At 67.7% G+C, this 21,982-nt stretch carries 18 protein-coding genes; 15 read left to right on the forward strand and 3 right to left on the reverse strand.

Annotated features, from left to right (window positions below):
• Nucleotides 1–101 precede the first annotated feature (101 nt).
• From RZE79_RS01155 to RZE79_RS01165, 3 genes are read right to left on the reverse strand one after another with little or no spacing between them, the layout of a single operon-like run.
• Nucleotides 102–1,301, reverse strand: coding sequence for an amidohydrolase family protein (locus tag RZE79_RS01155; RefSeq protein ID WP_319358608.1), 1,200 nt, complete (start codon nt 1,299–1,301; stop codon nt 102–104).
• Complete coding sequence (locus tag RZE79_RS01160; protein WP_319358610.1) at nt 1,247–2,020, reverse strand: TetR family transcriptional regulator; 774 nt, start codon at nt 2,018–2,020, stop codon at nt 1,247–1,249. Before RZE79_RS01160 ends, RZE79_RS01155 begins: the two co-directional genes overlap by 55 nt.
• 28 nt (nt 2,021–2,048) lie before the next feature.
• Nucleotides 2,049–2,822: a ferredoxin--NADP reductase gene (locus RZE79_RS01165; protein WP_319358612.1), complete on the reverse strand. Its 774-nt coding sequence runs from the start codon at nt 2,820–2,822 to the stop codon at nt 2,049–2,051.
• A gap of 319 nt (nt 2,823–3,141) precedes the next feature.
• Here RZE79_RS01165 and RZE79_RS01170 point away from each other — a divergent pair, with 319 nt between their 5' ends.
• From RZE79_RS01170 to tssC, 15 genes are all read left to right on the forward strand, one after another.
• On the forward strand, nt 3,142–4,761 hold the full coding sequence (locus RZE79_RS01170; RefSeq protein ID WP_319358613.1) for a 6-hydroxynicotinate reductase: 1,620 nt from the start codon (nt 3,142–3,144) through the stop codon (nt 4,759–4,761).
• Between the two features lie 161 nt (nt 4,762–4,922).
• Entirely contained in the window at nt 4,923–5,825 is a 903-nt protein-coding gene (locus RZE79_RS01175) for a UPF0280 family protein (protein WP_319358614.1), read from the forward strand.
• 21 nt (nt 5,826–5,846) lie between these two features.
• Nucleotides 5,847–6,488, forward strand: coding sequence for an amino acid synthesis family protein (locus RZE79_RS01180; protein WP_319358616.1), 642 nt, complete (start codon nt 5,847–5,849; stop codon nt 6,486–6,488).
• Between the two features lie 154 nt (nt 6,489–6,642).
• Nucleotides 6,643–7,230 carry an amino acid synthesis family protein gene (locus tag RZE79_RS01185; RefSeq protein WP_319358617.1) on the forward strand — a complete coding sequence of 196 codons (588 nt, stop codon included), beginning with the start codon at nt 6,643–6,645 and terminating at the stop codon, nt 7,228–7,230.
• A 61-nt stretch (nt 7,231–7,291) separates the two neighbouring features.
• Complete coding sequence (locus RZE79_RS01190) at nt 7,292–8,497, forward strand: ABC transporter substrate-binding protein (RefSeq protein WP_153281197.1); 1,206 nt, start codon at nt 7,292–7,294, stop codon at nt 8,495–8,497.
• 80 nt (nt 8,498–8,577) lie between these two features.
• Nucleotides 8,578–10,506 carry an ABC transporter permease gene (locus tag RZE79_RS01195; protein ID WP_319358618.1) on the forward strand — a complete coding sequence of 643 codons (1,929 nt, stop codon included), beginning with the start codon at nt 8,578–8,580 and terminating at the stop codon, nt 10,504–10,506.
• The gene (locus RZE79_RS01200; protein ID WP_319358619.1) at nt 10,503–11,294 is read left to right on the forward strand and encodes an ABC transporter ATP-binding protein; all 792 of its coding nucleotides are present in this window, start codon (nt 10,503–10,505) and stop codon (nt 11,292–11,294) included. Before RZE79_RS01195 ends, RZE79_RS01200 begins: the two co-directional genes overlap by 4 nt.
• A complete protein-coding gene (locus RZE79_RS01205) occupies nt 11,291–12,025 on the forward strand; it encodes an ABC transporter ATP-binding protein (protein WP_070063547.1) in 735 nt (244 codons plus the stop codon). Before RZE79_RS01200 ends, RZE79_RS01205 begins: the two co-directional genes overlap by 4 nt.
• Before the next feature lie 35 nt (nt 12,026–12,060).
• Nucleotides 12,061–12,789: a bifunctional nicotinamidase/pyrazinamidase gene (pncA, locus tag RZE79_RS01210; RefSeq protein ID WP_319358621.1), complete on the forward strand. Its 729-nt coding sequence runs from the start codon at nt 12,061–12,063 to the stop codon at nt 12,787–12,789.
• Between the two features lie 112 nt (nt 12,790–12,901).
• Complete coding sequence (locus RZE79_RS01215) at nt 12,902–13,402, forward strand: (2Fe-2S)-binding protein (RefSeq protein WP_319358622.1); 501 nt, start codon at nt 12,902–12,904, stop codon at nt 13,400–13,402.
• Between the two features lie 142 nt (nt 13,403–13,544).
• A complete protein-coding gene (locus tag RZE79_RS01220; RefSeq protein WP_319358623.1) occupies nt 13,545–17,294 on the forward strand; it encodes a molybdopterin cofactor-binding domain-containing protein in 3,750 nt (1,249 codons plus the stop codon).
• Between the two features lie 72 nt (nt 17,295–17,366).
• Nucleotides 17,367–18,554 carry a fumarylacetoacetate hydrolase family protein gene (locus tag RZE79_RS01225; protein ID WP_319358624.1) on the forward strand — a complete coding sequence of 396 codons (1,188 nt, stop codon included), beginning with the start codon at nt 17,367–17,369 and terminating at the stop codon, nt 18,552–18,554.
• A gap of 140 nt (nt 18,555–18,694) precedes the next feature.
• The gene (gene tssA / locus RZE79_RS01230; protein ID WP_373696525.1) at nt 18,695–19,792 is read left to right on the forward strand and encodes a type VI secretion system protein TssA; all 1,098 of its coding nucleotides are present in this window, start codon (nt 18,695–18,697) and stop codon (nt 19,790–19,792) included.
• A gap of 82 nt (nt 19,793–19,874) precedes the next feature.
• A complete protein-coding gene (tssB, locus tag RZE79_RS01235) occupies nt 19,875–20,447 on the forward strand; it encodes a type VI secretion system contractile sheath small subunit (RefSeq protein WP_153281190.1) in 573 nt (190 codons plus the stop codon).
• Nucleotides 20,444–21,952, forward strand: a complete 1,509-nt coding sequence (gene tssC / locus RZE79_RS01240) for a type VI secretion system contractile sheath large subunit (protein ID WP_319358626.1) — start codon at nt 20,444–20,446, stop codon at nt 21,950–21,952. Before tssB ends, tssC begins: the two co-directional genes overlap by 4 nt.
• Nucleotides 21,953–21,982 lie beyond the last annotated feature (30 nt).

Consider the following 21,982-nt stretch of genomic DNA (forward strand, 5'->3'; position numbering starts at 1 on the left):
GAGGGCTGGGGTGGGGGCACGCGGCGCATCCATCGAGCGCTCTGCCTGCCCCCATCCCGACCTTCCCCCAGAGGGGGAAGGAGAAAGACAGGCGGAGGCGCTCAGTGCCCGCCCGACACCACCACCGGAATCTCCGTCGCAGGCGGCGTGTTGCGGCTGCGGCCGCAGCGCACCAAGCCGTCGATCATCACCATGCCCACGCCCGGGATGTCGCCCAGCTGCACGCTCTCGAGCAGGCCCGGCGCAGGCGAATGCTGCGCGCGGTCCATGAAGACGAAGTCGGCTGCGCGGCCCACTTCGATCAGGCCGCAGTTGAGCTTGCGGATCTTCGCCGTGTTGCCCGTCGCGAAGCAGAACACCAGCTCGGCCGGAATGTTCGCGATCGACGACAGCATCGCCACCATGCGCAGGATGCCCAGCGGCTGCACGCCCGAGCCCGCGGGCCCGTCGGTGCCGAGGATCACGCGGTGCGGGCACTTCAATTCAAGGGCCGCCTTGGCCGCCGCGATGGCGACCTTCTCGTTGCCGTTGTGCACGATCTCGATGGCGCGCGTGCTCTTCTCGCACAGCTCGCACACATGCGCCTCGGGCAGCGAGGTGTGGCCGCCGTTGATGTGGCCGATGATGTCGGCGTCGGCCTCGAGCACCACGTCCTTGTCGATCAGCCCCGAGCCCGGGATCGACGGGCCGCCCGTGTGGATCGTGCTCTGGATGCCGTACTTGCGCGCCCAGGCCACCATTTCCTTGGCCTCGTAGCCGGCCTTCACCGAGCCCAGGCCCACTTCGCCAAGCAGGCCCACGCCGGCTTCGGCGAGTTCCTTGAAGTCGCTTTCGACCATGCCCTTTTCGATGACCGGCGCGCCGGCGAGAACCTTCACGCCGCCGGGACGGAAGTTGTCGAACGCGCGTTGCGCGGTGATGGCCAAGGCCTTCAGGCCGACGATGTCTTTCGGGCGACCGGGCAGGTGCACTTCACCCGCCGAAATCATCGTGGTCACGCCGCCGTGCATGGTCGAATCGATCCAGCCGATCTGGCCCTGGCGTGGCGTCCAGTCGCCGAACACCGGGTGCACGTGGCTGTCGATGAGGCCCGGTGCGACGCAGGTCTTGCGCGCGTCGATGACGGTCTGCGCGCCTTCGAGGTCACAGTCTTTTTCCTTGCCGATCGCGACGATCAGGCCGTCGTTCACCACGAGGGTGTCGGCGTCGAGGATGGGCTTGTCGATGTCGCCCGAGAGCAGCAGCCCTATGTTCTTGATGACGACCTTGCCCGACTTTGCGCCGGCTGCGATTTCTGCCATTTCGTGGTGTCCTCGTGGGGTGGGGTGGTGTTGTCTTGTTCCTGGATGTCGTCCGCGCGCACGGTGCGCAGCAGGGTCTCGATCACGAAATCTTCCCAGTGCCGGATCGCCTCGGGCGACTCCATCGGTTCGCCGAGGAAGGCCGTGAGCGTGTGCCGGTTCGAGGTGTAGAAATAGCCGGTGGACGCAATCAGCAGGTAGATGTCGCGCGCCACGAGGTCGGTGCGGAACAGGCCCTGGGCGCCGCCGCTGGCCAGGATTTCCGCAATGATGGCCACCGCCCGCGACGAGTACTCGCGCGCCCGCAGCGACTTGGAAATGTGCCGACCCTTGTGCAGGTTCTCGGTGTTCAAGAGCGTCACGAACTCGGGGTTCTTGCGGTAGTAGCCGAGCACGAAGCGGATGACTTCGGTGAGCGCTTCCACGGGCCGGCTCGCGTCGAGTGCAATGGCGGCTTCGGCATCGTCCATGCGCTGGTAGATGCCCTCGAGCACCGCGATGAACAGGCCCTCTTTGCTGCCGAAGTAGTAATAGATCATCCGGTCGTACGACTTGGCGGCCTTGGAGATCTTCTCCACGCTGCCGCCGTCGTAGCCGTACTTGGCGAACACCTTGGTCGCCGCCTTGAGGATGCTGTCGCGCGTGGCCTGGGCCGCGGCCTCGCGTACGCCGGTGCGGCGCTGGGGCTTGGGCTTGCTGACGGAGCGGGAGTCGGCCATCGTGCGCGCAGCGCCTCTTTGTCTTGTCTTACTTTTCGGCGAACGCGCGTTCGACCACGAAGTCGCCCGGCGTCGAGGTGTTGCCTTCCTTGAAGCCGCGCTTTTCCAGGATGTGCTTCAGGTCGACCAGCAGGCCCGGGCTGCCGCACAGCATCACGCGGTCTTCCTCGACGTTGAGCGGAGGCAGGCCGAGGTCGTCGGTGAGCTTGTTGCTTTCGATGAGGTCGGTGACGCGGCCCTGGTTGCGGAACTCCTCGCGCGTGACGGTCGGGTAGTACAGCAGCTGCTTGGCGATCATCTCGCCCAGGATCTCGTGCTTGGGCAGGTGGTCGGTCACGAGGTCGTGGTACGCCAGCTCGTCGACTTGGCGCACGCCGTGCACCAGGATGACCTGCTCGAACTTCTCATACGTTTCGGGGTCGCGGATGATGCTCATGAAGGGCGCCAGGCCGGTGCCCGTGCCGAACAGGTACAGGCGCTTGGCCGGCAGCGTGTAGTCGATGAGCAGCGTGCCCGTGGGCTTGCGGCCCACGATGATGGTGTCGCCCACCTGGATGTGCTGCAGCTTCGAGGTGAGCGGGCCGTCTTCGACCTTGATGCTCAGGAACTCGAGGTGCTCCTCGTAGTTGGGGCTCACGATGCTGTACGCGCGCAGCAGGGGCTTGTTGTTGACCTTCAGTCCGATCATCGTGAAATGACCGTTCGAGAAGCGCAGCGACGGGTCGCGCGTGGTGGTGAAGGTGAACAGGCGGTCGGTCCAGTGGTGGACGCTCAGGACGCGTTCTTCGCTGAATGCACTCATACAGAACTCAAGTGTTGGTTGAAGACAGGAAAGGGTGGCTGAGCCGAAATGCACGCCTTTGGGGCGTCCGCCATCGGCCGGCTAGCAACCCTCCATTGTCGTTGGTCGGAAAAACCCCGATGACCACCGCGAGAAAACACCATTGCAAGCATCGGGCCTGTTTGCTACATTGACCTTTGATGTAGTGAACGCAACATGAAAGTGTAGGGGATGCTACACAAACGACAGCCGGCGCACAAGCACTTGCACGGCACGTTTGTTGCAAACCTCCGGGGCCTGAAGACCCGCTCCGACAGCACCACACCACGAGATCGCCCCGATGACTGAACACACCAAGACAGACGGATTGCCCGGCATGGACATGCCGCAGATCGCCGAGGCCGGCAGCACAGCCTTCGGCAAGGCGCCGCCGCGCAACGAGAAGATGAGCACCGCCAAGGTCGAGTGCAACGCCTGCCCGGTGCTGTGCCAGATCTCCGACGGCCGCACCGGCGCCTGCGACCGCTACGCCAACCGCCAGGGCGTGCTGGTGCGCGTCGATCCGGTGGTGCTGTTGCGTCGCACGCTCGCCAGCGAACAGCCGGCGCTCGTGCCCTTCGATCGCCCTGGTGCCGAAGTGGCCGAGGCCGATGCCACGCCCGACTGGAACGGCGACCTGCTGCACGCCGACGAAGTCTTTGTCACCGGCGTGGGCTCGTCCACCACGTACCCCGACTACAAGCCCGCGCCCTTCATCGTGGCCTCCAAGGCGCAGGGCGTCGACATGGTCACCGTCGTCACCGAAGGCATCTTCAGCTACTGCAGCTTCAAGGTGAAGATCGACACCGACCGCTTCCTGGGCGCCGAGCAGGCCAATGTTCGCTACAAGGGCGAGGTCGTGGGCCATGTCACCACGGCCGAATACGGTTCGCAGATGCTGTCGCTGGGCGGCGTGCACCACCTCACGGGCGGCAGCAAGAAGGAAGGCCGCATGACGGCCGAGCTGATGCAGCTGCTGGGCAACAAGCAGGCGGTCGAGTGCACCATCGACGGCGGCGCCAGCCTCGTCATCCAGGCCGGCAAGGCGCCCATCGTCAACGGCGTCGAAGAACAGCGCATGCGCGTGGGCTGCGGCTCGGCGGCCGTGGGCATCTTCGCGCGCCAGTTCGCCGGCGTGGCCGACGAGGTGGTGGTGGTCGACGACCACATCACCGGCGTGCTCACCGAACACCAGGCCGGCCGCTGCCTCGACATGACGCCCTCGGGCATCCAGATGCTGGGCCGCAAGTCGACGCCGGGGCGCTACTTTCAGGTGGCGAACCCCGGCAACGGCTGGGGCGGCACCGACATCGCCGATCCGCTCGCGATCATCGAAGGTTGGGAAGAGGGCGTGGCCCGCCCCGGCCTGCGCCTGCTCATGACCTCGACCACCGGCGAACACGCGCAGTGGTACGTGCTCGATGACGCACTCAAGCCCATCGAGCAGGAGATGCCGCCCGAGGTGCGCCGCATCGTCGATCGCATCGGCGAGAACTGCGAGCCTTCGCTGTGCACCGTGCTGTTCCTCGGCGGCGCCGGCGGCAGCCTGCGCGCGGGTGTCACCGAGAACCCCGTGCTGCTCACGCGCGCCATCAAGCGCGCGCTGGTCAACGTCACCTGCGGCGGCGCGCCGGCCTATGTGTGGCCCGGTGGTGGCATCACCGTGATGGCCGACGTCATGCGCATGCCCGACCACAGCTTCGGCACCGTGCCCACGCCGGCCATCGTCGCGCCCATCGAGTTCAGCATGCGGCGCGCTGATTACGAAGCGCTCGGCGGGCACGTCGAACATATCTTCCCGCTCGAACAGGCGCTCGCGCGCGGTGCGTGGCAGGAAGACGGCGCACCGCTGGCGCGCCAATGGCTCGTCATCGACGATGCCAATCCGTGGCCGCTCGGCCATGCCCCGATGCTGGGCTGAGCGATGCCCACGTCGATGTGCGCCGTGGCTGTTGCTCCTTCCCCCGCTGGGGGAAGGCTGGGATGGGGGCGGGCAGAACGCCCGATGGATGCGCCGCGTGCCCCCACCCCGGCCCTCCCCCGGAAGGGGAGGGAGCAATGCATGAACCCCGAGGCTGCGCCATGAGCGCCCAACGCACGGCGCTCGACGCGAGCCGCTGGCATTTCAACCACGGCCCGATCGACATCTTGGCCGAAGCGCACGGCGACCCGTACGCCGTCGCGGCTGCGCACGATGCAGCGTGGGCGCGCTTCGGCCATGTGCTCGACGAACTCGTGCGCGAGCTGCCGCAGCTGCGCCAGCCTGTGGCCGCGCGCCAGCGCCCGCGCGGCGTCGTCGCACGGCGCATGTGGGACGCCTGTGATGCGTTCTCGCCGCTGTTCCTCACGCCCATGGCGGCCGTGGCCGGCAGCGTGGCGCAGGAACTCATCGCCTTCTACGACCGGCCCGGCATCGAGCGCGCGTGGATCAACAACGGCGGCGACATCGCGCTGCACCTTGCGTCCGGCCACTCGGCGCGCGTGGGCGTGTTCGCCGACCTCGCGCGCTTCGATTGGCGCGACAGCCGCGTGCTCACCACCGACGGCCAGTTCGAGCTGCATGCCGACCAACCCGTGCGCGGTGTCGCCACCAGCGGCTGGCGCGGGCGCAGTTTCTCGCTGGGCATCGCCGACAGCGTGACGGTGTTGGCCGCCACCGCGGCGCAGGCCGATGCCGCCGCCACCGTGATCGCCAACGCCGTCGATGTCGACGACGCGCTCATCCAGCGCAAGCCCGCGAGAGACTGCAAGGACGACAGCGACCTCGGCGACACCCTCGTCACCGTCGACGTGCCGACGCTGGCGCCCGCGCAGGTGCACCATGCACTCGATGCGGGCGCGGCGTGCGCTCACGTGCTGCAGAAAAGGGGGCTCGTGTGGGCCGTTCTGCTCGTTTGCCAGGGGCAGTGGCGGCTGGTGGAACCCTTATGCTCGAAGTCGCTGGACGTCGCGCTGCCCGATGCAGTTGGTTCAGTATTTGCTTAACGAAAAGCAAGGTTCTTTTTCATGATCGAAATCCGTCGCGTCTTCACCCATGTCGAGCACATCCACCACGAGTTCGGCCCACGTGCCGACACCCCGCTGGTGCGCGGTGCCATCGGCGCGGTGCTGACCAATCCTTTCGCGGGCCGCTACGAGCCCGACATCCTGCCGATGATGGCGCTGCTCGACCCCGTGGGCGTCGACATGGCGCACCAGCTGCACGCCGCCATGGACGTGCCGCTCGAGCAGATCGCCACCTACGGCAAGGGCGCCATCGTCGGTGCCGATGGCGAGCTCGAGCACGGCGCGCTGTGGCATGTGCCCGGCGGCTACGCGATGCGCGAACTGCTCGGCTGGAAGGGCAGCCGCGCCGCCTACACCGCAGGCAAGGCCGAAGAGAAAACCGGCCAGCCCGGCAACGCACTGTCGATCGTGCCCTCGACCAAGAAGGTCGGCCCGCCCGGCGCCACGCTCGACGTGCCGCTCACCAACATCAACGCCAGCTACGTGCGCGGCCAGTTCGACGCCATCGAGGTGCGCGTGCCCGGTGCGCCCCTGGCCGATGAGATCGTCTTCATCCTCGCGATGAGCACCGGCTACCGCGTGCATGCGCGCGTCGGCGGCCTGCTCGCGAAGGACATCAGCAAGTGGGACGGCCTGCGCTAACAAGGACTATGACCATGATCAAAACTTCGCAACCAAACTCAGGCGTCATCAATTCGAGAACACCGCGGAACCGGCTTTGCCGGGCCGCAGGTGTTGCCCCCGGTGAGGGGGTTGGCGAAGCGACACGAAGTGCGCGCAGCCTGGGGGTGAGCCAATGACTACCGCCAACATCCGCAAGCTCGTCATTCAAGTGGACGAAACCCGCAAGGAAATGGGGCAAGACGTGACGCCGCCCACGCGCCGCGCCGTCGCCATCGCCGTCATCGAGAACCCCTATGCCGGCCGCTACAGCGAGAGCCTCGACGAACTCATCGCCATCGGCGAAGAGCTCGGTGCGCTGCTCGGGCAGAAGGCCGTGAAGGCGCTGGGCATCGAGCCCGGCCAGGTGCAGAGCTACGGCAAGGCCGCCATCGTCGGCGAGCGCGGCGAGCTGGAACATGCCGCCGCCATCCTGCATCCCAAGCTGGGCGCGCCGCTGCGCGTGGCGGTCGAGAAGGGCGCCGCGCTCGTGCCCTCGGCCAAGAAGCAGGGCACGCTGGGCACCGCCATCGACGTGCCGCTGGGCCACAAAGACGCCGCCTTCGTGCGCAGCCACTTCGACGCCATCGAGGCCCGCGTGGCCGACGCGCCGCGCGCCAACGAGATCGTCGTTGCCGTGGCCGTCACAGACAGCGGCCGACCGCTGCCGCGCGTCGGCGGCCTGCAGGCCAGCGAAATAAAAGGCGAAGACGGTCTTCGTTGACCCGTCATTGCATCGTCGTTACCGCATCGTGTTTTCTGTTCGAACTTCTAGGAGCTTCCCGATGAATCCATTGCGCCATGTCTTCTGCGCCGCTTCCGTCGTCACGCTGGCTTCGGCCCTGGTCCCCGCGCATGCGCAGGGCGTGATCAAGATCGGTGAAATCAACAGCTACAAGGCGCAGCCCGCCTTCCTCGAGCCCTACAAGAAGGGCATGGAACTCGCGGTCGACGAGATCAACGCCAAGGGCGGCGTCAACGGCAAGAAGCTCGAGCTCATCAGCCGCGACGACAACGCGAATCCTGGCGACGCCGTGCGCGTGGCCGAAGAGCTCATCTCGCGCGAGAAGGTCGACGTGCTGGCCGGCGCGTTCCTGTCGAACACCGGCCTGGCGCTCACCGACTTCGCCAAGCAGAAGAAATTCTTCTACCTCGCCGCCGAGCCGCTGACCGACAAGATCGTCTGGAGCAACGGCAACAAGTACACCTACCGCCTGCGCCCCTCGACCTACATGCAGGTCGCGATGCTGGTGCCCGAGGCGGCCAAGCTCAAGAAGAAGCGCTGGGCCATCGTGTACCCCAACTACGAATACGGCCAGTCGTCGGTCGCCACCTTCAAGACCTTGCTGAAGGCCGCGCAGCCCGACGTCGAGTTCGTCGCCGAGCAGGCACCGCCGCTGGGCAAGGTCGATGCGGGCAGCGTGGCGCAGGCCCTGGCCGACGCCAAGCCCGACGCCATCTTCAACGTGCTGTTCGGCGCCGACCTCTCCAAGTTCGTGCGCGAAGGCAACACGCGCGGCCTGTTCAAGGACCGTGAGGTGGTGAGCGTGCTGACCGGCGAGCCCGAGTACCTCGACCCGCTGAAGGACGAAGCGCCCAACGGCTGGATCGTCACCGGCTACCCCTGGTACGGCATCAAGACCGCCGAGCACAAGGCCTTCAACGACGCCTACCAGGCCAAGTTCAAGGACTACCCGCGCCTGGGTTCGGTGGTGGGCTACAGCGCCATCTACTCGATCGCGGCGGGCGTGAAGAAGGCCGGCAGCACCGACACCGAGAAGCTCGTCGCAGCCTTCAAGGGCCTGCAGGTCGACACGCCCTTCGGCAAGATCAGCTACCGCGCGCAGGACAACCAGTCCACCATGGGCGCGTACGTCGGCAAGACCAAGAACGACGGCGGCAAGGGCGTGATGGTCGACTACGTGTACCTCGACGGTGCCAAGTTCCAGCCTACCGACGACGAAGTGAAGAAGATGCGCCCCGCCGACTGATTGCGCGCGGTTCCCGCAACGCGCCTGCCGTCGGTCGATGACGGCGGGGCGCGGTGTCTCCAGTTTCCTCAGGGTCTTTCATGAGCTTTTCAGGCTTCGTTGTTCAGTTGCTCAACGGGTTGGCCGGCGCGTCTTCGCTGTTCTTGGTGGCGGCCGGCTTGTCGTTGATCTTCGGCGTGACGCGCATCGTCAATTTCGCCCATGGGTCGTTCTTCATGGTGGGCATCTACACCGCGTACACGCTCGTCGAGAAGCTCGGCCCGAGCGTGGGCTTCTGGCCTGCGCTGCTGATCGCCGCGCTCGCGGTGGGCGTGCTCGGTGCGCTCATCGAGGTGCTGCTCCTGCGCCGCATCTACAAGGCGCCCGAGCTGTTCCAGCTGCTGGCCACCTTCGCGCTCGTGCTCGTCATCAAGGACGCGGTGCTGTGGCTCTGGGGCCCTGACGAACTGCTCGGCCCGCGCGCGCCGGGCCTCAAGGGCTCGGTCGAAATCCTCGGCCGCCAGTTTCCGTCCTACGACCTGTTCCTGATCGTCGTCGGCCCGCTCGTGCTCGGCCTCGTCTGGCTGCTGCTCACGCGCACGCGCTTCGGCACGCTGGTGCGCGCCGCCACGCAAGACCGCGAAATGGTCAGCGCACTCGGCGTCAACCAGGCCTGGCTGTTCACCGCCGTGTTCGCGCTCGGCGCATTGCTCGCGGGCCTGGGCGGCGCGCTGCAACTGCCGCGCGAACCCGCCACGCTGGAGATGGACCTGAACACCATCGGCGCCGCCTTCGTCGTCGTGGTGGTCGGCGGCATGGGCTCGCTGCCCGGCGCCTACGTGGCCGCACTGCTCATCGCCGAGATCAAGGCCGTGTGCATCTGGCTGGGCGTGGTGCAGATCTTCGGCATCGACGTGTCGTTCTCCAAGCTCACGCTGATGGTCGACTTTCTCGTGATGGCCATCGTGCTGGTGTGGCGCCCGTGGGGCCTGTTCGGCCGCCCGCAGGCGCCGAGCCGCTATGTCGGCATGCAGGAAGAACCGCTGCGCCGGCCCAGCACCGCCTACATCGTGGCCGCCGCCGGGCTTGCCGTGGTGCTTGCCGCGCTGCCGCTGCTGACGGCCGGTTCGCCCTACACCACGGTGCTGATGATCGACCTGCTGATCGCCGCGCTGTTCGCCACCAGCTTGCACTTCATCATGGGGCCGGCCGGCATGCACTCCTTCGGCCACGCCGCGTACTTCGGCCTCGGGGCCTACGGCGCGGCGCTGCTGGTGCGCGCGCTGCACCTGCCGATGGAACTGGCGCTCGTGGTCGCGCCGCTGGTGGCCGCGCTCGGTGCCTTTGTCTACGGCTGGTTCGCGGTGCGGCTGTCGGGCGTGTACCTCGCGATGCTCACGCTGGCCTTTGCGCAGATCACCTGGGCCATCACCTACCAGTGGGACAGCTTCACGGGCGGCAGCAACGGCCTCACCGGCGTGTGGCCGTCGGAGTGGCTGTCGAACAAGCAGGTGTACTACTGGCTCACGCTGGTGCTCGTGGGCGCGGGCGTGTGGTGGCTGCGCCGCGTGCTGTTCTCGCCCTTCGGCTATGCGCTGCGCGCGGGCCGCGACTCGGTGCTGCGCGCCGACGCCATCGGCATCGACGTCAAGCGCATGCAGTGGGCGGCCTTCGTCATCGCCGGCACCGTGGCGGGCCTGGCCGGCGCGCTCTATGCGTTCTCGAAGGGCAGCATCTCGCCCGAGAGCCTGTCGGTCGGCAAGTCGGTCGACGGCCTCGTGATGGTGCTGCTGGGCGGCATCCAGACGCTGGCGGGGCCGGTGGTCGGCGCCGTCACCTTCACCTGGCTGCACGACACCGTGGCACGCAACACCGACTACTGGCGCGCGATGCTCGGCGCCATCATCCTGATCCTGGTGCTGCTGTTCCCGCAAGGCATCGCCGGGTCGATCAAGCAACTCGTCGATCGCTGGCGCACACCGAAGCATGAAACAGACGCAGATGCGAAGCTCAAGGAGGTGAAGGCATGAGCCTCCTCAAAGTAGAAAACCTCGGCAAGTCTTTCGGCGGCGTGAAGGCCGTGGACGGCATCAGCTTCGAGTTGCCTGCGGGCGAACTGCTCGCGCTCATCGGCCCCAACGGCGCCGGCAAGTCGACCACCTTCAACATGGTCAACGGCCAACTCAAGGCCGACCAGGGCTCGATCACGCTCGACGGCCACGAACTCGTGGGCCGCAAGCCGCGCGAGATCTGGCGCAAGGGCGTGGGCCGCACCTTCCAGATCGCCGAAACCTTCGCTTCGCTCACCGTCGTCGAGAACGTGCAGATGGCCTTGCTCTCGCACGACCACAAGCTGTTCTCGATGTGGCGCCGCGCAGCGGACCACAAGCGCGACGACGCACTGGCGCTGCTCGACCAGGTCGGAATGAAGGCGCAGGCCGACCGGCCCTGCAGCGTGCTGGCCTACGGCGACGTGAAGCGCGTCGAACTCGCCATCGCCATGGCCAACTCGCCCAAGCTGCTGCTCATGGACGAGCCCACCGCCGGCATGGCGCCCCAGGAGCGCAACTCGCTCATGGCGCTCACCAAGGACCTCGTCATTCAACGCGGCATGGCCGTGCTGTTCACCGAGCACAGCATGGACGTGGTGTTCGCGTACGCCGACCGCATGATCGTGCTGGCGCGCGGGCGCCTCATCGCGCAGGGCAAGCCGCTCGAGATCCGCGACCACCCGAAGGTGCAGGAGGTGTACTTCGGCAGCGGCAAGACCTTCGAGAAGATCGCCGAAAAGGCCGCTGCATTGGGAGTTGCCGCATGAGCACGCATGAACCGTTGTTGGAAGCCAAGGCCTTGTGCGCCTGGTATGGCGCCGCGCAGATCCTTTACGACGTCGACCTCGAAGTGCGGCGCGGCGAAGTCGTCGCGCTCATGGGCCGCAACGGCGCGGGCAAGTCGACCACGCTCAAGACGCTCATCGGCATGCTGAGCAAGCGGCGCGGCGCGGTGCGCTTTCTCGGGCACGACATCTCGAAGAGCGAGCCGCACCACGCGGCGCGCCTGGGCCTGGGCTTCGTGCCCGAAGACCGGCGCGTGTTCACCGACCTCACGGTGATGGAGAACCTCGAGGTCGGCAAGCAGCCCGCGCGCCAGTGGGCCGATGGCACCGCGGCGCCGCTGTGGACGCCCGAGCGCCTGTTCCAGCTGTTCCCCAACCTCGGTGAAATGCCGAACCGCCCCGGCGGTCGCATGAGCGGCGGCGAGCAGCAGATGCTCACCGTGGCGCGCACGTTGATGGGCAACCCGTATCTCGTGCTGCTCGACGAACCTTCCGAGGGCGTGGCCCCCGTCATCGTCGAGCAGATGGCGAACATGATTCTCGAGCTCAAGGCACAGGGCGTGAGCATCCTGCTGTCGGAGCAGAACATGCACTTCGCCGAGCTGGTTTCCGATCGCGCCTACGTGCTCGAGAAGGGGCAGATCCGCTACCACGCGACGATGGCCGAGTTGGCGGCCAACGAAGAAGTGCGCAGGGCCTACCTCAGCGTCTGATCATTTCGTTTCCTCAACCCACCGGAGTCCACGCCATGCATCGCAGAACCGTCTTGAAGTCCGCCGCTGCCCTTGGGCTCGTCGGCAGCCTCGGCAGTTTCGGTCTCTCGTCCGCTTTCGCGGCCGGCAAGATCAAGCCCGGCGGCAAGGCCGCGCTGATCGTGGTCGATGTGCAGAACTGCTTTCTCGACGGCGGCACGCTCGCGGTGAAGGGCGGCAACGAAGTGATCCCGGTCATCAATGCGCTGGCACCCGCGTTCCAGAACATCGTCGTCACGCAGGACTGGCACACGGCCGGTCATGCTTCCTTCGCCAGCACCCACTCGGGCAAGAAGCCTTTCGAGACGACCAAGCTCAACTACGGCACCCAGGTGCTGTGGCCCGACCACTGCGTGCAGGGCACCGACGACGCCGCGCTCGGCAAGGAACTCAAGGTGCCGACCGCGCAGCTCGTCATCCGCAAGGGCTTCCACAAGGACATGGACAGCTACTCCGCCTTCGAGGAGGCCGATCACAAGACGGCCACCGGCCTGGCCGGCTACCTCAAGGCGCGCGGCATCAAGACCGTGTTCGTCACGGGTCTCGCCACCGACTTCTGCGTGGCCTGGACCGCGATGGACGCGCGCAAGGCCGGCTTCGAGGCCTACGTGATCGAAGACGCCACGCGCGGCATCGACCTCAACGGCTCGCTGGCCGCCGCCTGGAAGCAGATGACGGCCAAGGGCGTGAAGCGCATCCAGTCGGGCGACATCCAGGCGGCCTGATGCCACCGGGCCGCGGCAGACGGCAGCAACCACAACCACGACGACGGACGAGACAACGCATGAAGTTTTCGATCGCGGGCCACACCCTTCGCGGGCCTGGAGCCCGGTGCCCGTGACGGCCGGTTGCGGCGCGGAGCCGCTGCACCTGCAGGTCAACGGCCAGGCGCACGCGCTCGCCGGCGTGCCGCGCGAAGCCTCGCTGCTGCACCTGCTGCGCAACGACCTCGGGCTCAACGGGCCGAAGTACGGCTGCGGGCTCGGGCAGTGCGGTGCGTGCACGGTGCATGTCGACGGCGTGGCGGCGCGGTCCTGCGTGATTCCCGCGCATGGCGTGGCGGGACGCAGCATCACGACGCTCGAAGGCCTGGGCATGCGCGGGCGCTGGCATCCGGTGCAGGCCGCGTTTGAAGACGCGCAGGCCGCGCAGTGCGGCTACTGCCTCAACGGCATGGTGATGCAGGCGGCTGCGCTGCTCGCGCGTGATCCTGGCGCGAGCGAGGCGCGCATCCGCAGCGAGCTGTCGGGCAACCTGTGCCGCTGCGGGACGCACATCGAGATTCTTGATGCGGTGCAGCGCGCGGCGGTGCGCATGCGTGCTGAGGTCAAGCCATGAGCGGCCCGCGTTGTCCCCTCTCCCGCTTGCGGGAGAGGGCATCGGCCTTCGCAAGCGCACAGCCTCTGCCATCGCCGCTGGCCCTCACCCCAACCCTCTCCCAGAGGGAGAGGGAGCAATACGGGGAGAGGGGGCAAAACCGATGACGCGCCGCGCCGACCTGCCGCAAACCCGCGCGGAATTCCTCGCCGCCGACGGCGTGCTGCTCGTGGTGCGCGACGCACCGCCCCCACCCCCGCCCGCCAAAGGCCAACCCGCCTTCATCGCCAGCAACCCCACCGAAGGCGACGAGGTGCTGCTCGCGCTGTGGGACGACGGCAGCGTCTCCGCGCTCAACGGCCACGTCGATCTCGGCACCGGCATCCAGACCGCGCTGGCGCAGATCGTGGCCGAAGAGCTCGACCTCGGCATGCCCTGCGTGCGCATGATGCTCGGCGACACCGCGCGCGCGCCCAACCAGGGCGCGACGATCGCGAGCGCGTCGATCCAGATCCACGCGCAGCCGCTGCGGCTGGCCGCCGCGCAGGCGCGCGCCTGGCTGCTGGCGCGTGCGGCCGAGCGGCTGGGCGTGGCCGTCGATGCGCTGCAGGTGCGCAACGGCGTGGTGCGCGTGACCGAGGCACCGGACCGCCACGTCAACTACGCAGACCTCGTGGCGCACCAGCGCACGGTGCTGCGCCTCGACCTCGACGCGACACCCAAGAACCCGGCCGACTACCGCCTCGTCGGCACGCGCCAGGCGCGCGTCGACATCCCGGCCAAGCTCGCGGGCGACCTCGTGTTCGTGCACGACATGCGCGTGCCCGGCATGCTGCACGGCCGCGTGGTGCGCCCGCCGTACGCGGGCGCCGACCATGGCGACTTCATCGGCAACACGCTCGAATCGGTCGACGAATCGTCCATCGCGCACATCCCCGGCATCCGCGCCGTGGTCGTGGTGCGCGACTTCGTCGGCATCGTCGCCGAGCGCGAGGAGCACGCCGAGCAGGCGATGCGCGAACTGCGCGTGACCTGGAAGCCCTGGCCCGGCATGCCCGATCTGCGCGACGTGGCGCAGGCGCTGCGCGACAACCCCTCGACGCAGCGCTTGCTGGTCGACGAAGGCGATGTCGATGGCGCGATGGCCGCCGCTGCGCAGCCGATGCAGCGCACGTATGTGTGGCCGTACCAGATGCACGCGTCCATCGGCCCGTCGTGCGCGCTGGCCGACTGGCAGCCGGCCGATGGCAGCGGCATGCAGCTGCGCTGCTGGGCCGGCTCGCAGAACCCGCACGTGCTGCGCGCCGACCTCGCCAAGCTCATGGGCGTGGAGGACGTGCGGGTCGACGTGGTGCGCATGGAGGCCGCGGGCTGCTACGGCCGCAACGGCGCCGACGACGTGGCGGCCGATGCCGCGCTGCTCGCGCGTGCCGTGGGTGCGCCGGTGCGCGTGCAGCTCTCGCGCGAGCAGGAGCATGCGTGGGAGCCCAAGGGCGCCGCGCAGCTCATGGAGATCGACGGCGGGCTCATGGCCGATGGCCGCGTCGCCGCCTACGACTTCGAAACCTCGTATCCGTCGAACGGCGCGCCCACGCTGGCGTTGCTGCTCACGCGCACGGTCGAGCCCGTGGCGCAGGCCTACGAGATGGGCGACCGCACCGCGCGCCCGCCGTACAGCTACGACAACCTGCGCGTGAAGGTCAACGACATGGCGCCGATCGTGCGCGCCTCGTGGCTGCGCGGCGTGTCGGCGCTGCCGAGTTCGTTCGCGCACGAGTCGTACATCGACGAGCTGGCGACGGCGGCCGGCGTCGATCCGGTGCAGTTCCGCCTGCGGCACCTGGACGATCCGCGCGCCATCGAACTCGTGCAGGCCACCGCGCAGAAGGCCGGCTGGCGCATGCGCACCGGGCCGCAAGAGAACGCCGACGGCGGGCTCGGCGAAGGCGGCGACATCCTCTTCGGCCAGGGCTTCGCGTACGCGCGCTACATCCACAGCAAGTGGCCGGGCTTCGGTGCGGCGTGGGCTGCGTGGGTGGCCGATGTCGAAGTCAACCGCAAGACGGGCGAGGTGCATGTGCGCCGCGTGGTGGTGGGGCACGACGCGGGCTTGCTGGTCAATCCGGCGGGCGTCGAGCACCAGGTGCATGGCAACGTGATCCAGACCACGAGCCGCGCGCTGATGGAAGAGGTGAAGTTCGCGCCGCAGCAGGGCTCATCGTCGGGCGGGGCGCAGTTGCCCGGCGTGTTGCCGACCGGCGTGGTCGCGAGCCGCGAGTGGGGCAGCTACCCGATCATCAATTTCCGCGACGTGCCAGTGATCGAGGTCATGCACATGCCGCGTCCCGGCGAGCCGTCGCTGGGCGCGGGCGAGTCGTCGTCGGTGCCGGGGACGGCGGCGATTGCGAATGCGATCTTTGATGCGACGGGGGTGCGGTTTCGTGCGCCGCCCTTCACGCCGGAGACGGTGCTGGCCGAGTTGAATCGGGGTTTGCTCCCTCCCCTTCCGGGGGAGGGCGGGGGTGGGGGCGAGCGGCGTTGGAGTGGTGAAGCCGCTGTGCCCCCATCCCAACCTTCCCCCAGAGGGGGAAGGAGCAATGCGGGGACCATCTGGCCGAAGCGCAAGAGTGTGTGGGCCACGGGCGTCGCACTCTTCATCGGCGGCCTCGGCGTCGTCGCCGGCCTTCTCGGCTGGCGCTCGGCCATCGCGCCCGTGTCGCTCACCGCGCCGGTCTACAGCCAGTCCACCATCGAACGCGGCCGCGTGCTCGCCGCGCTCGGCGACTGCGCCGTCTGCCACACCGCACCCGGCGGCGCACCCAACGCCGGTGGCCGTGCGATGGACACACCCTTCGGCACGCTCTACACGACGAACCTCACGCCCGATGCAGAGACGGGTCTCGGCCGCTGGTCCTTCAGCGCCTTCCAGCGTGCGATGCGCGAAGGCGTCTCGCGCGACGGCCACCACCTGTACCCCGCCTTCCCCTACACCGCCTTCGCGAAGACCAGCGACGACGACCTGCAGGCGCTCTATGCGTACTTCATGGCGATGCCCGCGGTGCGCGCCGAAACGCCCAAGTCCGAGCTCAAGTCTCCGTTCAACCTGCGCCCGTTGATGGCCGGATGGAACGCGCTGTTCCACGACCCCGCGCCGCTGCAGCCCGTGCCCACGCAGAGTGCCGAGTGGAACCGCGGTGCCTACCTCGTCAACGGCCTGGGCCATTGCGGCGCCTGCCACACGCCGCGCAACGCGCTCGGCGCGGAGCAGGGCGGCAGTGCGTACCTCTCAGGCGCGATGGTCGATGGCTGGGAAGCCCCCGCGCTCACGCAGCTGTCGAAGGCCGCCGTGCCATGGGACACCGACGCGCTCTACCGCTACCTGCGCAACGGCCACTCACCGCGCCACGGCATCGCAGGCGGCCCGATGGCCGAGGTGGTGCGCGAACTCGCGCAGGTGCCCGACGACGATGTGCGCGCGATGGCCGTCTACCTCGGGTCGTTCAACCCCGAGCCGGTCGCGCAGCCGCAGGCGCTCGCGCAACAGGCCGTCGACAACGCCGCGCGCACGCAGGGCCAGTTGCTCGGTCCCGCGCAGCGCATGTTCGACAGCGCCTGCGCGTCGTGCCACCACGATGGCGACGGCCCCACGCTGCTGGGCGTGAACACGCCGCTCGCACTCAACAGCAGCCTCACGAGCACGCGGCCCGACAACCTGCTGCGCACCATCCTCGACGGCGTGCGCGCGCCCGCGCACCGCGACATCGGCTTCATGCCCGCGTTCCGCGACGCGCTCGACGACCGCCAGATCGCCGACCTCGCCGGCTACATGCGCGCCCGCTTCGCACCGCAGGAAGCCGCGTGGCCGAACCTGCCCGCCGACGTCGCACGCGTGCGGGCCACGCCGGGCCACTGACCCGCGGCGGACGCCGTCCCGAGGCCGCGGCTACGATGGCGCGCAGACCCTATTTCACGGAGACATCCCGCCATGCCATTGAACCTTTCGACCGCTTCCAGCCTGCCCCGCGACGCCGAGCGCGCCACCCTTGTCGGCCGTCTCTGGCAACCCGGCGTGGGCCCGGTGCTGGTGGCCGTGCAGGGCGATGGCCTGCACGACCTGTCGAAGCTTGCACCGACCATGAGCGACCTGCTCGAAGGCCAGGGCTCGCCGTCCGAAGCCGTGCGCGCGGCACTGCAGAGTGGCACCGCGCCGCGCATCGCCGCGCTCGAGGCCGTGCTCGCCAACAGCGACGAGAGCACGCGCGACAGCGGCCAGCCCTGGCTGCTCGCACCCTGCGACCTGCAGGTCGTGAAGGCCAGCGGCGTGACCTTCGTGGCGAGCCTGCTCGAGCGCGTGATCGAAGAGCAGGCGCGCGGCGATGCCTCGCGCGCCGAGGCCACGCGCGCGGCCATCGGCGATGTGCTCGGCGACAACCTCGCCGACATCGTGCCGGGCTCGCCCGAAGCCATGAAGGTGAAGGACGTGCTCATCGCGCAGGGCATGTGGTCGCAGTACCTCGAGGTGGGCATCGGCCCCGACGCCGAGGTCTTCACCAAGGCCCCGGTGCTCGCGGCCGTGGGCACGGGCGCCGACGTGGGCATTCACGCGGACTCGGCCTGGAACAACCCCGAGCCCGAGGTCGTGCTCGCTGTGAACAGCCGCGGCGAGACGCTCGGTGCCGCGCTCGGCAACGACGTCAACCTGCGCGACTTCGAAGGCCGCAGCGCACTGCTGCTGGGCAAGGCCAAGGACAACAACGCCTCGTGCGCCATCGGCCCGTTCATCCGTCTGTTCGATGCGCACTTCGGTATTGCCGACGTGCGGCGCATCACCGTGGCGCTGAGCGTGACGGGCCCCGAAGGCTTCACGCTCGAAGGCTCGAGCTCGCTGTCGAAGATCAGCCGCGATCCGCTCGACCTCGTGGCGCAGACACTCAACCGCCACCACGCCTACCCGGACGGTTTCATGTTGTTTCTGGGCACGATGTTCGCGCCGACACAAGACCGTCACGGACCGGGGCAAGGATTCACGCATGTCGTGGGTGATCACGTGCGCATTGCCGCGCCTGAATTGGGCGCACTGAACAACCGCGTGGTGCATGCAGACCAGGCACCTCGGTGGTCTTTCGGCCTCGGTGCCCTGATGCGCAACCTGGCCGCTCGCCAGTTGCTGTAAACCGTATTTCTGCACTTTAAAAGCAGATGTACTCCTTTGGAATTCAGAGCCTGTACTTTGCATTCTGTTGCGGTTGACCATGCCTCTTCTTACCCTCAAGATAACTACCATCGCGAGTGGATAAATCAAGGGAGACGTGGTTGCTGCCGAACGAGATCGATCTATTGCAGACGCCCGTCGAAGGCCCGCTTCCCTGTGGTGAAGATCTGGAATACGACGCCGATTTCATGGCGCTTCAACAGGCGGCCACGGGCAAGCGCGAGCAGCAGTTCGGCGACACGATCATCCCCGCCGAGCCGCCCGACTGGGCGCGCGTAGACCGCATCGCACGGCAACTGTGCCTGCGCACGCGCGACCTGCGCGTGCTGGTGCCGCTCACGCTCGCATGGACCGAAAGCCGCGGCTTGCCCGGCTATGTCGACGGGCTGCGCCACGTCGATGCGGTGCTGCAGACTTTCTGGAACGACGTGCATCCGCGCGTCGTCGATGGCACGAACGAAGACCCGCTGCCGCGCATGAATGCGCTGGCCGCACTGGCCGAAGCCGAAGGGCTCGGACGCAGCGTGCGCGATGCGCGGCTGCTCGAAGACGGCGGCACGGCGATGAGCCTGCGGCAGGTCGAGGCGCTGCTCGATTCGAGCAAGAGCGACCAGGTGGACTACCCCGGCGGCGTGGGCCGCCTGCGCGAGGCCGCGCGCCGCGCGCACGACAAGGCGGCACCGCCCGTGGTGGCGCTGCGTGAGGCTCTGGCACTCCTGCAGCGCATCCGCGAGACCTGCGAGCGCGCGCTGGGCCAGAGCTGGGCGCCCGATTTTTCGCGGCTCGAACGGTCGCTGCGCACCGTGGGCCAGTTGCTGCCGGAGCAGCCGCACAGCGAAGTGCCGCAGGCGTCGGCCGCGGGCAGTGCAGAACAACCAAGCGGTGCGGCGCACGTGCACGCACCGGGTGGCTCGTTCACCGCGCACGTTGCAGCGGCCCCGCAAATGGCTGCGCGTCCGCTGCGCATTCAAGAGATTGAAATATCGGCTCGTGAAGATGTGCAGGTGCTGTTGGAAAAAGCGTGCGAGTTCCTGGAGCGAACGGAACCGAGCCATCCGGCGCCCATGCTGATCCGCAGGGCCCAGCGGCTGCTGGACCTCAACTTCTTCCAGATCATCGAAGAGCTCGTGCCCGAGGGATTGCAAAAGATAGAAAGCCTTGCCGGCCGCCCGTTGAACGGCGGCACCGCATCGCCCTAGCGGTCGTTGCAGCCGGCGCGTCCGAACGCCCCGGCATCGGCCGACCGGTACGACCCATGCATTCAGTTTCAAGAGGAAGCTTATGGCAGACAACCGTGTCAGAAACAGTGGTCAGAAGTTCATTGCGCGCAACCGGGCGCCGCGCGTGCAGATCGAGTACGACGTCGAGATCTACGGCAGCGAACGCAAGATCCAGCTGCCATTCGTGATGGGCGTCATCGCCGACCTCGCCGGCAAGCAGACCGACCCGATGCCCGACCTCGCGGAGCGCGAATTCATGGCGGTGGACATCGACAACTTCGACGACCGCATGAAGGCCATCAAGCCGCGCGTCGCGTTCCAGGTGCCCAACACGCTCACCGGCGAAGGCCAGATGAATGTCGACATCACCTTCGACAGCATGGACGACTTCTCGCCCGCGCGCATTGCGCGCCAGGTCGATGCGCTGCAGCAGCTGCTCGAAGCGCGCACCGAGCTGTCGAACCTGCTCTCGTACATGGACGGCAAGAACGGCGCCGAGCAACTCATTGCCCAGGCGCTGCAGAACCCGGCGCTGCTCAAGTCGCTGGCGTCCGCGCCCAACCCCGCGGTCGCGCAGGCGGCCGCCGATGCCGCAGCAGCAGCCAAGCAAGCCGACGACAGGACCGCACCATGAGCACCGCATCCCAGCAGAGCGCACGCGCGAAGACCGCGACCGTCGAAGCCCTCGAGCCCAACGAGTTCTCCGACCTTCTTCAGCGCGAGTTCAAGCCCAAGACCGAGCAGGCGCGCGAGGCGGTGGAGAACGCCGTCAAGACGCTGGCCGTGCAGGCGCTCGAGAACACCGTCACCATCTCGAACGACGCCTACCGCAGCGTGCAGGCCATCATCACGGAGATCGACCGCAAGCTGTCGGAGCAGATCAACCAGATCCTGCACCACGAAGATTTTCAGCAGCTCGAAGGCGCATGGCGCGGCCTGCACTACCTCGTGAACAACACCGAGACCGACGAGCAGCTGAAGATCCGCGTCATGTGCGCATCGAAGCGCGAAGTGGCGCGTTCGCTCAAGCGCCACAAGGGCATCGGCTGGGACCAGAGCCCGATGTTCAAGAAGATCTACGAGGCCGAGTACGGCCAGTTCGGCGGCGAGCCTTTCGGCGCGCTGATTGGCGACTTCCACTTCGACCACAGCCCGCCCGACGTCGAGATGCTCGGCGAGATGGCCAAGATCGCCGCCGCCGCGCACTGCCCCTTCATCGCCGGCGCCTCGCCCACCGTGATGCAGATGGACTCGTGGCAGGAGCTGTCGAACCCGCGCGACCTGACCAAGATCTTCCAGAACACCGAGCACACCGCGTGGCGCTCGTTGCGCGATTCGGAAGACGCGCGCTACATCGGCCTGGCCATGCCGCGCTTCCTGGCGCGCCTGCCGTATGGCGCGCGCACGAATCCGGTCGACGAGTTCGAGTTCGAGGAAGAAACCGATTCGGCGCAGCACACGCGCTACACCTGGGCCAACTCGGCCTATGCGATGGGCGTGAACATCAACCGCTCGTTCAAGCAGTACGGCTGGTGCACGTCGATCCGCGGCGTGGAGTCGGGCGGTGCCGTGGAGAACCTGCCCACGCACACCTTCCCGACCGACGACGGCGGCGTGGACATGAAGTGCCCGACCGAGATCGCCATCAGCGACCGGCGCGAGGCCGAGCTGGCCAAGAACGGCTTCATGCCGCTGGTGCACCGCAAGAACTCCGACTTCGCGGCCTTCATCGGCGCGCAGTCGTTGCAGCAGCCGGCCGAGTACTACGACGCCGATGCCACGGCCAACGCCAACCTGGCGGCGCGCCTGCCGTACCTGTTCGCGTGCTGCCGTTTCGCGCACTACCTGAAGTGCATCGTGCGCGACAAGATCGGCTCGTTCCGCGAGCGCGAGGACATGGAGCGCTGGCTCAACGACTGGATCATGAACTACGTCGACGGCAGCCCCGGCACCTCTTCGCAGGACACGAAGGCGATGAAGCCGCTGGCGGCGGCCGAAGTCCAGGTGGAAGCCATCGAGGACAACCCCGGCTACTACGCCGCCAAGTTTTTTCTCCGGCCGCACTACCAGCTCGAAGGGCTCACGGTGTCGTTGCGGCTGGTTTCGAAGTTGCCGTCCAACAAGAAGGACAGCAGCTAATTCCACTGTCCCGCTACCGGGCAATTCATC

This window comes from Variovorax sp. EBFNA2, assembly GCF_033802765.1.
Taxonomy (GTDB): domain Bacteria; phylum Pseudomonadota; class Gammaproteobacteria; order Burkholderiales; family Burkholderiaceae_C; genus Variovorax; species Variovorax paradoxus_H.